This is a genomic window from Pseudomonas sp. Leaf58 (genome assembly GCF_003627215.1).
In the GTDB taxonomy this organism is placed as follows: Bacteria; Pseudomonadota; Gammaproteobacteria; order Pseudomonadales; family Pseudomonadaceae; genus Aquipseudomonas.
Map to the genome: position 1 here is coordinate 2,230,182 of NZ_CP032677.1, position 14,132 is coordinate 2,244,313.

Here is a 14,132-nt window from a genome sequence, read left to right on the forward strand (position 1 = left end):
TGCTGCCGCTAGTTCTGAAAAGCGGGACTTGGTTCTAAATTGTTCAGCGTTGATTGTGGAACGCAGTTTCAGAATCACTGAAACAACAATGACAAGAGGACAGGCTGTTGAACCCACCCCTTCGTATTGCCTTGATCGGCGCTGGTAGCATGGGCCGTCAGCATTACCAGCACTTGCTCAATGTGCCGCAGGCCCAATTGTGCGCCGTGGCCGACCCAAGCCCGCAAGCCGAGGCCTTCGCCGCCGAATGCGGCGTACCGTGGTTGGCCGACCACCGGCGCATGCTGGAAAGCGTGCGGCCCGAGGCAGTGATCGTTGCCAACCCGAACAACCTGCACGTCGCCACCGCCCTGGACTGCGTCGAGGCCGGCGTAGCGGTGCTGGTGGAAAAACCAGTGGGCGTGCACCTGGATGAAGTGCGCACGCTGGTGGAAACCTCGCGCCGGCGCAATGTGCCGGTATTGGTCGGCCACCACCGTCGGCACAACCCGCTGATCGCCAAGGCCCATCAGGTGATCGCCGACGGCAAGCTGGGGCGGTTGATCAACGTCACCGCACTGTGGCAGCTGCAAAAGCCCGAAAGCTACTTCGAAACCCCCTGGCGCCGCGAGCCGGGCGCTGGCTTCTTGCTGACCAACCTGATCCATGACCTCGACCTGCTGCGCCACCTGTGCGGCGAGGTGGTGCAGGTGCAGGCGTTCACCCGCAACGATGTACGCGGGTTTGCCAATGAAGACAGCGCGGCGGTGCTGCTGCAATTCGCCAATGGTGCGCTGGGCAGCCTGACCGGCTCCGACGCGGTGGCCGCGCCCTGGAGCTGGGAGCTGGACTCCGGTGAAAGCCCGGTCTATCCGCGCCAGGATGGCCAGCCGTGTTACCTGCTGGCCGGCACCCAGGGCGCGCTGAGCATTCCCCAGCTCAAGCGCTGGCACTACGCCGAGGTGGGGGCGGGTTGGCATACGCCGTTGTTGCAGCGCGAGGAAAGCATTCCCGCCGGCGAAGCATTGACCCTGCAACTGCAGCACTTCGTGCGGGTTGCCCGGGGTGAACAAGCGCCGCTGATCGATGCCGCCGACGGTGGCCGCACCCTGGCGTTGGTCGAGGCCATCCGCCAGGCAGCGCAAAGCGGCCGGGCCTGTGCGCCCGAGCAAATTGGCTAGTGCATCCTTTACTTATTCTGGTGACGATTGATGACTGATCGAATTTTCTCCCTGGCGGCCCTGACGGTCCTGGAACTGTCCCCGCCGGACATGGTAGAGGCTGCGGCCCGCGCCGGTTACAGCCACGTTGGCCTGCGCCTGGTGCCGGCCACCGAGCAGGAGCAGCATTTTCCGCTGGTGGCCGATGCCGACCTGCGCCGGCACACCCAGGCCCGCCTGCGCGACACGGGCATCAAGGTGCTTGACCTGGAGATCCTGCGCCTGAAACCGGAAACCTGCGTGGCCGATTTCGAGCCGATCTTGGCGGTGGGAGCCGAGCTGGGTGGCACTGAACTGCTGGTGGCCGGCAACGACCCGGATGAGGCGCGTTTGACCGAGCGCTTCGCCGCGTTGTGCGACCTGGCGGCGGGTTTCGGCATTCATCCGCACCTAGAATTCATGCCCTGGACCGAAGTGCGCGACCTGCGCCAGGCCATGCGGGTGGTAGCCAACGCCGACCGCGCCAATGGTTGCGTGCTGGTGGACGCCTTCCACTTCAACCGCTCCCGCTCTGCGTTGCACGACTTGGCGCACCTGGCGCCGCAGTGCATGCGCTATGCCCAGCTGTGCGACGTCGCCGGCCCAGTGCCGGCCACCATGGACGAGATTTTGCGCCAGGCCCGCAATGAGCGGCGCTTCCCGGGTGAGGGCGACGCCGACCTGGTCGGCCTGTTGCGCAGCTTGCCGGCGAACGTGCCGCTGAGCCTGGAAATCCCCACGCGGCAGTTGCTGGAGCAGGGCATCAGCGGCGAACAGCGCGCGCGCATGGCGTTGGAGAAGGCCAGGGCGGTGTTGGCCACGGTCTGACTGTAGGTGCGCATGCCCTGAGCTAGGCCGCGCCTGCACATAAAGCGCCTATCGGCCTGCGCAAAAAAAGGGCCCGCAAGGGCCCCGTAGAGGTAAGTGGCTGCGCGCTTATGCGCGCTCGACCTGGCGCGGTGCCATGAAGTACATCCACACCAGCGCCAGGAAGTACATGGCCGGGATCATGGTGAACAGCACGGCATAGTTGTTGTCGGTAGCGGTCAGCACGCTGCCGACGATCTGGGTCATGAACATGCCGCCAATCGCTGCGCACATGCTGCCGAAGCCGAACACGGTGCTCACCAGGTGCTTGGGCGTGTAGTCCATCACCAGGCTCCAGATGTTTGCCGTCCACGCCTGGTGCGCGCCCACCGCCAGCGAGATGGCCGCCACCGCGACCCACAGGCCACTGGCGTTGGCGGCGAAGATGACGCTAACCATGGTGCAAGCGAAGATCAGCATCGACACCAGCCGCGCTGTAGTCGCACGCACGCCACGGCCAATCAGCCAGGACGACAGGATGCCGCCACCAATGCTGCCGAAGTCTGCGGTCAGCCAGATGATGATCAGCGGGATACCCATCTGGGTCACATTGATGCCCAGGCTGTACTGTTGGTTGAGGAACGGCGGCAGCCAGTACAGGTAGAACCAGAACACCGGTGCGGTAATCGCATAGGCCACCGCGAAGGCCCAGGTGCCACGCAGGCGCAGGATGCGGCTGAACGGCACGCGGGTTGGCTCGGGCTCGTCGTCTTGCTGGATGTACTGCACCTCGCTCTGGCGCACGCGGGGGTGATCTTCAGGGTTGTAGTACTTCAGCAGCCACAGCACCACCCACACCAGGCCCAGGCTGCCCATGGCGATGAACGCGGCCTGCCAGCCCCACACGGCCAAAATCAGCGGCAGCAGGGCCGGGGTAACCATGGCGCCGACGTTGGTGCCGGCGTTGAACAGGCCGGTGGCGATGGCCCGCTCACCCGCCGGGAACCATAAGCGCACGGTCTTCACACAGGCTGGGTAGTTGGCGGCCTCGGTCAGGCCAAGGATGAAGCGGCAGACCATGAAACCAGCCGCCGAGGTGGCCAGGCCATGGGCGCCGGTGGCCAGGCTCCATAGCAGCACGGCGAAGAAGAACGCGCGTTTTACCCCGACTTTGTCGATCAGTCGGCCTTGTAGCAGGAAGCCGATCGCGTAACCGACCTGGAACCAGAAGTTGATGTTGGCGTAGTCCATCGCCGTCCAGCTCATCTGCTTGGCCAGGACGGGCTGCATGATGCCGAGGGCGGCACGGTCGATGTAGTTCAGGGTGGTGGCGAAGAACACCAGGGCGAGCATGCCCCAACGGGTCTTGCCGACGCCGAAGGCGCCGCGAAGCTTGTCGCCGATTGAACCCTGGGGCATCCGAGGGGCGGCGGGGATGGTCTTGGAATGGTTCATAGACTGCTCATTTCTTGAAATTGTATTCAGCTGCGGTGCTACCGGTACGTGGCCGGTTCCCAGGCAGGGTGGGGCACGCAAGGCCGGTGCATGGTGAGCAGTGAAAACAGCAGCGTCAATTCAAGGGAGGGGCTAGTGTTCGGTTATCGAACGGTAGCGTTGGCCTGCGGGTGCGATAGGCGGGCAACGTACATTGAGGGTAGACGGCGTAGGCCCTCGTTGCTCGATGCGGCAGGCCGGTGCAGGGTAAGTGGGAGGTGAGGGTTGATAGTGGAGAGTGTTTTGGGCAGGGCATTAACTGTTTTAAGTGCAATCACATCCACACAGTTGCCCAGCGTTCGACTTCCACCCGGCCGTATTGCTGAATCCATATTTTGACGGTTTTATGCAACGTGCTTTTTGCTTCTACTACCTCACCGGTGTATGGGTTTCTGTAATATTTGCTTTGCCGCGCTGTGAAACGTGGGAGTGGTGAAGGGGGTAACCAATAGTTTCGAGTTTTGTCACCGTTATTCTTACTCTTGCGCTCACTTTCGCTGAGGGCCAGTACTTCCGATAGGCCGAATTGGTATTCGGCAAGCAAATCATGGAGTTTGCTCTCGAACTCGAATTCACGTCTTAGGCGGGGGTCGATTTTTATGACGGACAGTTCGGACCTTTTGCTAGCGAGCAAGCGCTCGAGTGCGCGATATTCGGCGAGGCGGGACATGGTGTTTCTCCATCGGTTGATGGGGGTAGTGTTAGTGGCTGTTGGGGGAGAATGCAAGCAGGGAAATAATTTGTGAAAATTTTCTTGGCGGGTAATGCTGGTGTCGTAGTCCGTGATTTTGTTTGTTTTTTAGTTGAGGGTGTAAGTATCTTCTTACAATGGAAATTTGGTGTATTAATAAAGTTGCTAATGAGGTTGTGCCTTTGGGGCGCCCGACGACGTTGGGCCGCAGACGGCCCAAAACGTTTGTCTGACAGACTTTACTTCGTCCAGATAGTTGGCTTTTGCCGCTAGTCAACGAGCCAACCCGGGTCTCCCTCGACCAGCGTTCCTCCGTGGTTGGTTGTGTCGCCCTCCCTAGCCGCGGATTGGCCCTCGATGATTGTGCAGCTAGCACCGCTTTCTATGATGGCGCCGCAACTGACACGGTCGCCCACGCGCGCGACCTCCCGGCCGTCCACGAATGTTGCACTTGCGCCAGTTTCCACGATCCCTTCGCCATGGATCGGGCAGCTATGGCGATGACCTACGAGTACGATGGGTTTCATTTGCGCTTCCTTTTGCTTGGTTTAACCGGGGCTTCTTCGAAGGCTGCTGGAGGCGGTGGTGCCGCACGGACCTTGAACAGTTTGCAGACGAAGTACCAACAGATGGCGACGATGAGGTTGTAGGGGAACAGCACGGCCCAGAACGGCAGTTGCCAGTTCTTCTTGCCCTGCATTTCACCGGGTTCGCCGGTTCGCCAGGGAGCATAGTGGCGCCAGGCTTCTGCCGGAGTCAGGCAGATGGCGTGCAGCGGCTTGTGCCACCAGTTGGGTTCGCCGGGTGGGGGGAGTTTGTCCGGGCCGTGGTCCATGAAGTGGCGGAGGTATTCCCAGACTTCCGCCACGTGCTTGACGCCGGGTTCTGTGGGTTCGTTGCTGTCAACCCAGAGGCAATCTTTTTGGTGGAGGCTGCCGTCTTCCCGGCGAGGGGCGAAGGCAAGGGCGTAGCTGGTGCTGAAGGATGAACCACCGAACTCAGTGCGTTTGAAAATACCTCCGCCGGTATTATTCCAGTCGAAAACTAATACCTTGCTCAAACGTCGATAGTAGATTTTTCTGGCATTGCGGTTGAGGCAGAAGGTTGATAGTCCTTTTATGAGATAAATTCGATAGGCCAGAAAAGGAAGGAAGATAAAAGGTCCAATTACTGTTCCAGCGATCAAGATGGGGCTGAAGGTATATGGGCCCCAGGCTTCGCTGGAAAACAGATCAGGGTAAATACCCATCATCAATATGATGATCATTGCGCAGTACAGCTTTCCCATGAAAACGGAGTCTGTTACCCATGGGTTTCTTAGGCATAAGGTATTGTTAGATAAATTTAATAGCTGCCCGCCAATAGCAGGTTTAGGACCTGAGTCGGATGTGGTGTTGAATATCCAAATGGTTGCCATGATCAGCGCTCAATACGGAAAACTGAATGGATGTCATTGTCTTCGTCCAGCCCTTGATTGACACCGTAAGCTAGATGCAAAGAGACATGGTTTTGGTTGGATAGCCTGTTCTCGAAGTGCAGAATCAAACCTGCAGCTACAAGATGTCCAGTGGATGCAATTGGGAATACGTCCAACCCGTGGTCGTCACGAAATGTGCTTAAGCTTCCTGACCATTCACTTACCCCTAACACGAAACCTGGTAGTAGCACTGTGAACTCTGCAGTTGGCTGAGGCGTGGCTACTTCATTGCGCGTTATCGCTGTCCAGTCTGGCGGTGCCCAGTGGTTGTTATGGTGCCATCGAGTGTCGGCGTTGTTTACACCGAGTGAGACGGCCTGCTCAGCTGAAAGGAGTTTTGGCCCGTAATGCTCGTTGTGCCAAGCTTTGATTTCCGCGTGCATTGACGAGAATGCAGGCAGTTTGTTCTCATGGTCCAAGGTGATTTCAGGACGGACCTCGCCATCGTTATTGCGATTGCCGAAGATGCTGCGTGCTGCCCAAAATTCAATAGGGCTGTGAAGGTGTTCATGTGCCTTGGCGTGAAGGTAGAGACCTCCTGCAATGATTGTTACCCCTACGAGTACAAGCGCCGCTGCGGCCCATCCAGCGAAGGGTACTACCGAGGTTGCGCCCGCAATTGCAAGTCCAGCTTCAAGAACGACGGCTGAACCAACCGCCATGGTTAAGCCACCCGTCAGCGTGTATGCGCCAGCTGCTAGATTGCCGTTCGCTCGCTGACGCCTTGCCTTGGAGACATCAGAAAACAAGCTGAATGCTATTGCCGGGTATCCTGCTAAGCGCGCAAACAAATTACTGCTTAAGAATTTTATAACCCCGTTGCCAAAAGCCATTCCAGGTGCTGTTGAACTCAACCTCAGCATCACGGCTTTCTGCGTTGCGCGCACGCTCACCAGCGTCGCTGCCGCCGCACCCATGACCCCGAAAATCGATGAAGCGAACCCCATGGTGTATTCCGGTGCATTGCTCTGCTGCAGGCTGTTGTAGGCGGTCTTGAGCGAGATCACGTTGAACCACAGCATCCCTGCGTTCAATCCACCGCCAACACCCGATGTCAGTAACCCGAGAAAATTGGGTTTCACCCGCGCGGTGGTGGTCAATTCGATTGACACAGTTCGGCTTCCAGAGACGCGCAGCGCTTTCATCTCTTCAACCTGCGCCATGCCGCTTTTCAGGTACTTCTCCACCTCCTGGCTGAACGGATTTTCCGCGATGGCCTGCCCGGTAATCTGATAGCGCGCCGCCAACAGCCCCAGCGCTTTCTCGGCATTGGCTTCACGCGCCGCCAACAACACCTGCTGACGCAGGCCATGACTGGCATCCCAGCGGGTCTGGCCCCGCAGGCGCTTGAGCACCACGGTATTGACCGACTGGGCGGTGAGGTCGGTAATGTCGGCCATCGCCGGAAAACGGCCCGCCAACCCTTCGATCACGTTGTCGCTGGCGCCGAACAAACTGCCGATCGAATCCGCTTTGTCCTTGAACGGGTTGAACGGTGCCAAGGCGGTGTAGAGCGGGCTGTCGTGCTGGTCCAGCCACTGTTCGAGACGTTTGAAGCGCCGATCCTGTTCTTCAGTGCCGGGGGCCGGCTGGCCCATTGGCTGAATCAGCAGTGCCAGGGAGATTTCCAGCCCGCGGGCCGACATGAGTTCGTCGCGGTCGTAGCAGGCGAGGGCGGCAGCCAGGCTGTAGGGGTTATCGACATGTTGGGGTTCGGCCGTCGCGAGCCAGGCGTCATGATCGTTGCTGGCTTGCAAGGCCTGGTTGCGCAGGGCTGCGAGGCGTCGTTCCAGCGCATCGCGTTCGGTAAGGAAACGCCGGTATTTGTCGAGATCGAGGCGCTGTGCCAGGCGCGCGCCGCTGGGGGAGTAATCTTCATGGGTGAGGGCTTGGAACTGTGACTCGGCTGGAGACAGGGCGGGCCCCCTGCGTGCCGTGCCAAGCCTGAACGCGGCCAGTTCCGGCGAAGGGGCATCCGCCGGGTACAGGCTTTCCAGCGTCTTGTTCAGCAACATGGCCACCAGGTTGCGGTGGTGGAAATCACGGCTTTGCAGGCTCAGCTGTTCGGCATCCAGCCGGTAGCAGGCCGGCACGCGCTCCTGCTCGGGCCGCTCTGCGGGTTTCAGGTGTTGCAGCTGCTCGGCGGGCATCAGGTCGCGCAGTTGATGCTGGTAGGCCGACACCGACAGGCTCAGGTCCAGGGCCATGCCTTCGGCGTCGGCAAGGGCGACCACGACCGGCACCTTCGGCTGGGTGTAGGGGTAGTGCCGGCCGATGGCCACGAGGTTGCCGATCGGCAAGGTTTCGGTGACCGGGTCGCTGCTCCAGGTCAGGGGCATGCGCCGCTCGGTGGGCTTGAAGTCTTCGACCCAGGTTTGCAGGGCACTGACCGGCAACACATGGGGCTGGTGTGATGGGGCCGGGTTGCCGGCGATGAGTTCGGCCATGTCCAGCTGGCGCATATGCCGTTTGCGCAGGGCGGGCGAACCGCTGATGCGGGTGGTCATGGCGTTGCTCCACAGGTGCGGGCTGTAGCCGATCCATACCTCGCTGGCGGTATCGGGGCAGGTATCGGCCCAGACCCAGCCCAAGGTGCGGCTGGACAGGTAGCGATCACGCCGGTGGTAGTCGTCCAGCCCGCGGTAGCGCAGTTCCTTGTAGAGGCCGGCGCCGATGTACTCATGAATGACCAGTTTTTGGCCCCGGGCGCCTTGCATGAACACGTAGACATAGCCCGGTCGCAGCGCGCGCAGGGTGTAGGCGGAGTGCTGCAGTGGGGCGAAGCCTTGTTCCAGGTTGAAGCCGGCAGCGGCGTAGCGGCAGGCGGGGCTATCGCCGGTGCGTGGGACGATGGCATAGCGCACCGGCAGGATGGGGATACGTGCACTGCAGGCCGGGCCGGAGGTGGCGCTGCTGACACTGGCGTCATTCATGGGCGGGCTCCTTGCTTTCGAGCAGTACGCGCAGTTCGTGGAGGCGGCTCTGAGGTGAGTCCTCGAGGTTGGTGTAGATCTTTCCGGCCTCTTCGTTGCTCATGAGCCACATGTGCCTGGCGATCAGCCTGATGAACTGCCCGGCGACTTCCTCGTCGCGAAAGTTGAGGGCTTTCAGTTGCGGCAGCAGGCTTTCAATCCATTGCCTGATGTCGGACAGTGTGTGGCGGCCATGTTGTGGCAGCGCTAACACCTCGTGTGCCAGCGTGAGCACGAAGTGCTCATGCATGCCTGCTTGCAGCCGCTCAAGTTCAAGTTTGCGCAAGGGCAGTGGAGCTTGCGAAAAGGAACGGGCAGTGGTCGGGCTGCGTTCAAGTGTTTTCCACTCGTAAGCCGGCCCCCAGTTGACTCGCCAGGCCAGCGAAGACACCGGCCCAAGCCAGGTGGCCCGATGGTCGTCATCCAGCGCATCCAGCCAGGCTGCAAGGTGGTCTGGCTTGAACTGAAAAGTGGCCAGCCCCTGATCCGGAAGCGAGATCTGGACAAGGCTGGAGAAATGGTCTGCCAGCGCGGCAAAGCCCATTTCGGCATTCAGCGCGATGGCACCGCCAATGGGCATCCAGGTAGAAACTGCATGGGCAAGCAGTTCGGGCGCGTCTGACACGTTTACCAGCAACGGCCCAAAGTCATAACGGTCATCCACAGCACTGCCCCGCCACAGCCACGCATGTTGGGTGTTGCGGCTGACTTCATTGATAAGTTCAATTACCGAAGGGGCATAGGCCGGGACCAGCTCGCCATTCGGGAGTATCTGGGATACTGGCCGGGCGGCCGAGTGCTCGAGCACGATGGTCATGAGCAGCAGAAAGCGGGCGTCGTTCCCGAAATGCACACTTGGCGGCATGTTTGAGGGTGCTTTTTTCATCGACCTGGCCCTCTGAGGCATCGGCAGTCGGGCAACGGGCAGGAGCCATCCGGACGGCGTCCGCACTGGCGATCCAAGGGTTTGCCACTGTCTGCAGCGCCGCTGATGGAAAACAAGTTGCTTGCCCCATCTGCCGATTTGAGCAGCTGGCCATTGATGCGTATTGTCGGGCTGTCCAGGGTTATGCCTGTCTCATCGATTTGGATAGAGCCGCCAGGGCCTTGAATGATCACCGCTTCCGCTGTGTGCAGCTCATAGCGGCGGGTGCGCCTGCGGATTTCGCCGCGGGCTTCAAGCTCGGCATCGCCTTCAACCTGCTGCTCGAGGTTGCCGCCAACGCTGGTGTGGTGGTTGGCTGTGATCTGGTCGTGGCGGTGATTGCCGATGGTTTCAACTCGGTCCTTGGCAATCTTGATTGTCTGGTTTCGACCGATATCGAGAGCGGCGTCATGCCCAATGCTGACGCGTTCATCGTTGCCAACCGTTTCAGTGCGGTCACGACCAATCAGAATCGATTCGTCATTATTGACCTGTTCCTTACGGTCATTGCCGACCTGCGTAGTCTCATCGTGCTTGACCACGATGTTCTGGTCTTTCTGCGCGTGGATGAAGACTTCTTCCTGCCCCAATTCATCTTCAAAACGCAGTTCGTTGAAGCCATCGCCCTTGTGGGTCTGGCTTTTGATCGTCATGCGTGTCTTGTGTTGGGGCAGGTCGTAAGGTGGCAGTTGGTTACCGCAGTAGGTACGCCCGGTGATCATCGGCTGGTCCGGGTCGCCGTTGACGTACTGAATAATCACATCCTGGCCGATACGCGGGATGGCCATCGAGCCCCAGCTGCCACCGGCCCAGGTTTGCGATACGCGCACCCAGCAGGAACTGAATTCGTTGTTCTGGCTCTCGCGGTCCCAAGGAAAACTGACCTTGACCCGGCCCCACTCATCGCAATAGATCTCCTCACCCGGTGGACCGACAACGGTGGCCATATGGGGGCCATCGATCCGGGGCCTATCCAGAGGTGCTGGGCGCCACTCGGTTCTGCCAGGGACGAGCTGTGCGGCCTGCTCATAGCGTGTGCTTTGGTCAGCACCGGCAGACTCTTCTTGCAGGCTGGTGAACTGGCTACCCTCGTGGGTGACACTTGCTACTCGCCAATGTACGTTCAGGTCTGCACGCGGGTGGCCTGTGAGTGTAAAGCTCAGGCCTGGTTGCAGGCGTACATCGTCACCCTTGACCTCGGCAATGCGAACATCGTGGCGCAATGCGGTGATACGGTTTTCAGTAAATGGCTCGCCAACAACATCGCGTTTGTAGCGGCCGGGGTAATCGAAGCATTCATAGCTTGTCGACTGGTGCTCAAGGTAAGGACCAAAAGCACTGTGTTCCTGACGGTACGCCGGGTTGGTGAAGGTGTAATCGCGCTGTACCTGGCGGGCGGTACGTACCTGTTCGCTGTAGTGCAAGCGCCAGAGGCAGGGCTTTGCCTGGTCGCCGCCGCTGTTGGAACGGTACAACACCGTGTTGCGATCGACTGGATCGTTGTCTTGGTAGACGCCTTGGTCAGCGCCTTTTAAGTCACCAGGGCTGATCAACCCTAGTGACAGCAGGCGGTCAGTAATGATTAGCTTGTGCTGTTTTTTATTGTGCTCAAAGCGATAAACAAAGCCTTCTTCGGCGGCTAAGCGAGCGATGAAATCAAGGTCGGTTTCACCGGCCTGTACGCAGAACTCGCGTACCTGGTGGTTTAGGCTGGCGCGCAGTTCAAACTGCGTGATGCCTTGGCGCTTCAGCATCAGTTCGAGAATCTGCGGGACAGTGTTTTGCTGGAAGATGCGCCAGTTCGAGCGTAGTTTGGCGCGGGCCAGCTGCGGTTCGACCAGTGCGTGGTAGTAGGTGCGGTAGAAGCCGCTCTCGCCCTGGCTGAAGCGGCTGACCAGACCGTGCACGTAACGAACCGGGCGTTCGCCATCCCAAATGGTAAACAGCACAGGCTTGTCGAGCAGGTGACCGAAGTCGATGTCGTTTTGGTAGCTGACCAGTTTCAGGTCTAACTCGAATGGCTTGCTGATCGCCTCCTCGAGCGTGAATGACACTACTTCGAAATCTGCATTGCCAACGAGCGCCTCGAAGCTGTAATGCAAATCAGATTGGCTAGGCATATGAAGTTGTTCTCCGCCGATTAAATTGCTGGAGTCCGGGCAGGAGGACCTGCCGTCTTCCGGCTTCTTATTGCTGCAGGATGCTGTTTAGTGACTCCACCACCTCGGCGGTAATCAGGTGTAGGCGATAGCTGTAGATTCCATAGGCTACTGCCATGGCGACGGCGGAAATTACCAATGGGCTCCACCATGGCCATTGCCTTCCCACGCGATAATTACGCGGGGCAACGTTGGTGTAGGGGTCGCAGACTGTTTCGGGGGTGGGGCCGCGAAGTTTCCGGATAAGCCCGTGAAGTTGCTTGATCAAGGCGTTCAGCGTTTCGTCGCCCTTCGGTGCAATTGCGTACTTGCCCTTTAGGCCTAGGCAAAGCGCCAGGTACATGAATTCCAGCACGTCCTGATAACGCTGAGGCTCCTGCATCAAGCGCGAGAGCACGGTGAAGATTTTATCGCCGCCCCAGGTCTCGTCATGGAAGATGCTCAGCAGCGGTTCCTTGCTCCAACAGCAGTTCTTGCCCCAGGGCCTATCCATCACGGCTTCATCGATGTACAGACAAAGGCCGTACGAGTACGCCAGCAGCTGAGCGGGTTCATAGGCGTGTTGGCGCATTTCTTCCTGGATATTGCCGATCTGGTTGCGTACTTGCTGGTGCACGTCCTGGATGTTTGGCAGCCCAAGGTATTCAACGGGCGCTCGACTAGCGTTTCGAGATCAACACGCACCCGCGAGCTATCCAGTGTTTGTGTTGCGCCGACACCGCAAATGGCGAAAGGGTGCACCTTCACTTCTGCGCAGGTGCGGTATTCACAGGCAGTGCCATCTACGGGCCTGGAGAACAGGCGCGAACCCTTCGGGATGCTGTGTGATTGGCTGAGCGATTGCTTGCGTGGCGTGAACTGGATAATCGTTGCACTCGGCAGAGGCCGAAGGTAGTTGGGCCACAGTATCTGCAGCATGGGGTGCGTCAGCTCTGGCAGGTCGTCCTCCAGTTTGAGCCGCAGCTTGGCAGTCAGGAACGCAAATGCCTCAATAAGGCGTTCGACATCGGGGTCGCTGCTGCTGTTGCCGAGAAACCGGGCAAGCTGTAATTTGTCCTTGGCGAAGTCCATCCCCAGTTCTTGCAGGTAGCGGAGTTCTTCGCTGAAACGGTCCTTTAGCGACATGGTCACCTCACTCGGATATAGCGGTTGTGGCCGTTGACTAGCAGCTCCAGTTGCAGCTGTTCCGTGTGGTTGTTGACCTCGACCTGGCAAGCCAACTTGAAGTGCAGTAGGCGGACCTGACCATGAATCGCGGCTCGATCAACGCTGTGTGACGGGCGAATATTCAAGCTGCTGGAATGCCGGTTGATGCAAGATGGTGTCCATCTGTATAACCCTCTTGAGTAGGCGTCAACTTGGCTTCCGCCATGATCTGATCCAATAAGTTATTGCTCAAGGACTCGGTCGTTGTGTCAAAGGTGACGGTAGTAGTGTTGTGCTTTGGCATGGGGACGCTCCGCTGTCTCAGTCTGCTTGTAGTGCCTCAAGCACCAGGTCCAGTTCTTTGGCGAGCTGTTTACGTGCTTGCTCATTCAACAGTGTTGCAGTTGTTTGCGAACGCCAGTTCAGCGTCGGGAGCAGCGCTGGGCAAGGACGGTACAAGCATCTGCAGGCTGACATTGGCGTCGCTCAACACGTTGTTGAAGCTGTGTTTATCGATGCGCATGACCGGGCGGTCTTCAAGTGCGCGGTCGTCCTCCAGGCCAAAGTCACCCAGTACAAGCATCTTGTGAGGTAGCTCAACTTCACCCTTCTCGTCACTTGTGGCAGGCACACTTATGCGTTCTTTGGGTGCGACGGATCCCGTATTATTTGACATTGGCGTCTAACTCTCTGCGGTGTTTGTAGTATGGTTCGTACAAGACGCGTTTATTTTATATTTGTGTTTGTAGGAAATTTCTTAGATATGGCTATGTGGCGTGGTTAGTTGTCAGGTTTCTATAAAACCATGCGCGGGAAAGTCCTTCCGGGTCGAGTGTAAATGTGTAAGTAAATATTTGTTTGTGTGCCTGGCTCGCTATGTACTAGGCTCGTGATGGTTTAGCTTGCTATGGCGGTGCGTATATTGGCGTTAGTTGGTTATCGCTTGTGTGAAAGTGCGCGTTGCCGTGTGGGCCTTTTGTACTATTCGCAGAGGGTGAACGCGGGATGATTATCCGCTGTGCACGTGGTGCTGGTCTTTCGTTGTTGTTATTTCCACCGCCGGTGCTCGCTGACGTAGCTGCATTGAGAGCATTTCCAGGCTGCCGTTGATCACTGCAAAGCCCCTCGACGCCAGAAGGGTCACGGTTCAGTTGCTGGGAGGGCGTGGATCCACTGTTGCAACGTCCTGGCAGGTGATGGAAACGGTCAGTTGCTCGATGCTGGCCGGGGGCTTCCGGTGATCGAGCAGGGAGCCTGATGTGTTTCAGCTGCTCCAGCAATAC

11 protein-coding genes and 4 pseudogenes are annotated in these 14,132 nt (G+C 58.8%); 3 read left to right on the forward strand and 12 right to left on the reverse strand.

Annotated elements, in window-relative coordinates; genetic code table 11:
* Positions 1–107 precede the first annotated feature (107 nt).
* Positions 108–1,160: a Gfo/Idh/MocA family protein gene (locus DV532_RS10470; protein ID WP_082476984.1), complete on the forward strand. Its 1,053-nt coding sequence runs from the start codon at positions 108–110 to the stop codon at positions 1,158–1,160.
* Positions 1,161–1,190: 30 nt separating this feature from the next.
* Complete coding sequence (locus tag DV532_RS10475; protein ID WP_056800819.1) at positions 1,191–2,006, forward strand: sugar phosphate isomerase/epimerase; 816 nt, start codon at positions 1,191–1,193, stop codon at positions 2,004–2,006.
* A gap of 108 nt (positions 2,007–2,114) precedes the next feature.
* Here DV532_RS10475 and DV532_RS10480 read toward each other — a convergent pair whose 3' ends face one another.
* The 12 genes and pseudogenes from DV532_RS10480 to DV532_RS10530 form a co-directional block, all read right to left on the reverse strand.
* Positions 2,115–3,440, reverse strand: coding sequence for an MFS transporter (locus DV532_RS10480; RefSeq protein ID WP_056800821.1), 1,326 nt, complete (start codon positions 3,438–3,440; stop codon positions 2,115–2,117).
* A 313-nt stretch (positions 3,441–3,753) separates the two neighbouring features.
* The gene (locus DV532_RS10485) at positions 3,754–4,149 is read right to left on the reverse strand and encodes a histone-like nucleoid-structuring protein, MvaT/MvaU family (protein WP_056800823.1); all 396 of its coding nucleotides are present in this window, start codon (positions 4,147–4,149) and stop codon (positions 3,754–3,756) included.
* A 290-nt stretch (positions 4,150–4,439) separates the two neighbouring features.
* Positions 4,440–4,697 (reverse strand): PAAR domain-containing protein, encoded by a 258-nt coding sequence (locus DV532_RS10490; protein WP_056800825.1) that lies wholly within the window; start codon positions 4,695–4,697, stop codon positions 4,440–4,442.
* Positions 4,694–5,587 (reverse strand): DUF6708 domain-containing protein, encoded by an 894-nt coding sequence (locus DV532_RS10495; protein ID WP_056800827.1) that lies wholly within the window; start codon positions 5,585–5,587, stop codon positions 4,694–4,696. Before DV532_RS10495 ends, DV532_RS10490 begins: the two co-directional genes overlap by 4 nt.
* A gap of 2 nt (positions 5,588–5,589) precedes the next feature.
* Complete coding sequence (locus DV532_RS10500) at positions 5,590–8,580, reverse strand: T6SS effector BTH_I2691 family protein (RefSeq protein ID WP_120715328.1); 2,991 nt, start codon at positions 8,578–8,580, stop codon at positions 5,590–5,592.
* Positions 8,573–9,505 (reverse strand): DUF4123 domain-containing protein, encoded by a 933-nt coding sequence (locus DV532_RS10505; RefSeq protein ID WP_056800828.1) that lies wholly within the window; start codon positions 9,503–9,505, stop codon positions 8,573–8,575. Before DV532_RS10505 ends, DV532_RS10500 begins: the two co-directional genes overlap by 8 nt.
* A complete protein-coding gene (locus DV532_RS10510) occupies positions 9,502–11,664 on the reverse strand; it encodes a type VI secretion system Vgr family protein (protein ID WP_056800830.1) in 2,163 nt (720 codons plus the stop codon). The genes DV532_RS10505 and DV532_RS10510 overlap by 4 nt, the downstream gene beginning before the upstream one ends.
* A 67-nt stretch (positions 11,665–11,731) precedes the next feature.
* Positions 11,732–12,337 (reverse strand): annotated as a pseudogene (gene icmH / locus DV532_RS10515) (type IVB secretion system protein IcmH/DotU); the annotation flags it as partial.
* Positions 12,334–12,828: pseudogene (locus tag DV532_RS30880) on the reverse strand (type VI secretion system baseplate subunit TssF); the annotation flags it as partial. The pseudogenes icmH and DV532_RS30880, both read right to left, overlap by 4 nt.
* Before the next feature lie 2 nt (positions 12,829–12,830).
* Positions 12,831–12,935 (reverse strand): annotated as a pseudogene (locus DV532_RS30885) (type VI secretion system baseplate subunit TssE); the annotation flags it as partial.
* Positions 12,936–12,991: 56 nt separating this feature from the next.
* The gene (locus tag DV532_RS30255) at positions 12,992–13,153 is read right to left on the reverse strand and encodes a hypothetical protein (RefSeq protein ID WP_156675990.1); all 162 of its coding nucleotides are present in this window, start codon (positions 13,151–13,153) and stop codon (positions 12,992–12,994) included.
* A gap of 17 nt (positions 13,154–13,170) precedes the next feature.
* A pseudogene (locus DV532_RS10530) lies at positions 13,171–13,525 on the reverse strand (type VI secretion system contractile sheath small subunit).
* Between the two features lie 430 nt (positions 13,526–13,955).
* Between DV532_RS10530 and DV532_RS10535 the strand changes: the two are divergent.
* A complete protein-coding gene (locus DV532_RS10535) occupies positions 13,956–14,090 on the forward strand; it encodes a hypothetical protein (protein ID WP_236707520.1) in 135 nt (44 codons plus the stop codon).
* Positions 14,091–14,132 lie beyond the last annotated feature (42 nt).

Bases quoted from the DNA above. Each gene is read 5' to 3' on its own strand.
- DV532_RS10495 (WP_056800827.1), bottom strand. From the start codon at position 5,587: ATGGCAACCATTTGGATATTCAACACCACATCCGACTCAGGTCCTAAA.
- DV532_RS10475 (WP_056800819.1), top strand. From the start codon at position 1,191: ATGACTGATCGAATTTTCTCCCTGGCGGCCCTGACGGTCCTGGAACTG.
- DV532_RS10510 (WP_056800830.1), bottom strand. From the start codon at position 11,664: ATGCCTAGCCAATCTGATTTGCATTACAGCTTCGAGGCGCTCGTTGGC.
- DV532_RS10490 (WP_056800825.1), bottom strand. From the start codon at position 4,697: ATGAAACCCATCGTACTCGTAGGTCATCGCCATAGCTGCCCGATCCAT.
- DV532_RS30255 (WP_156675990.1), bottom strand. From the start codon at position 13,153: ATGCCAAAGCACAACACTACTACCGTCACCTTTGACACAACGACCGAG.
- DV532_RS10500 (WP_120715328.1), bottom strand. From the start codon at position 8,580: ATGAATGACGCCAGTGTCAGCAGCGCCACCTCCGGCCCGGCCTGCAGT.
- DV532_RS10480 (WP_056800821.1), bottom strand. From the start codon at position 3,440: ATGAACCATTCCAAGACCATCCCCGCCGCCCCTCGGATGCCCCAGGGT.
- DV532_RS10485 (WP_056800823.1), bottom strand. From the start codon at position 4,149: ATGTCCCGCCTCGCCGAATATCGCGCACTCGAGCGCTTGCTCGCTAGC.
- DV532_RS10505 (WP_056800828.1), bottom strand. From the start codon at position 9,505: ATGAAAAAAGCACCCTCAAACATGCCGCCAAGTGTGCATTTCGGGAAC.